This is a genomic window from Hansschlegelia beijingensis (assembly GCF_045505405.1).
Taxonomy (GTDB): domain Bacteria; phylum Pseudomonadota; class Alphaproteobacteria; order Rhizobiales; family Methylopilaceae; genus Methylopila; species Methylopila beijingensis_A.
This window is the reverse complement of record NZ_JBJKEX010000708.1, coordinates 1-581: the sequence shown is the minus strand read 5'-3', so window position 1 is coordinate 581 and position 581 is coordinate 1. Positions and strand designations below refer to the sequence as shown.

General features: G+C 73.7%; 1 protein-coding gene. It reads right to left on the bottom strand.

The features are described from left to right. Positions 1-557: hypothetical protein (locus ACIKT0_RS19735; RefSeq protein WP_407106941.1), on the bottom strand; the 557-nt coding region annotated here is incomplete at its 3' end. Positions 558-581 lie beyond the last annotated feature (24 nt).

The window sequence follows — 581 nt, the reverse complement described above, 5'->3', positions numbered from 1 at the left end:
CGGTCGGCGCGGGACGAAACCCGCCGCGCGGCCCCGAGGCAGGCGAGCGCGCCGCCCAGCATCGCCATCTGGTCGTTGCTGAAGGCGCCCGCGAGGGCCGGGAAATCCAGGAACGCCGCCCCGGCGAACAGCACGGCGAAACCCGCGACGCCGATCCGCATGCGCAGCCCGAAGGCGGCGATCGCCGCGAAGGCCGCGACCGCGAGCGCGGCCGGATAGACCCTGAGCCACCCGAAATCCGCATGGCGCGCCGCGAGCGCGTCATGGAGCGGCAGCGCGGTCCAGTAGAACAGCGGCGGATGATTGATGAAGTTCGCCCGGCCGGTCGGCGCGCCGTCCAGGTCGTAGAGCGGCATGGCGCCGAGGTCCGGCCAGAGGCGGTCGCTCCGGGAGAGGTGGGCCACGTAGGAGAAGTGGCCCTGCTCGTCCGCGCCGCGAAACGGAAACGGCTTGTCGGCGATCGAGACGAGCATGAGCGCCGTCAGCGCGGCGACGAACATCGCCGCCGCCGCCCGTTCCAGCCGCCGGCCGCGCTTCTCGCCGACTTCAGCGGCCATGCCGCCCCCTGCATGCCCCGGGGG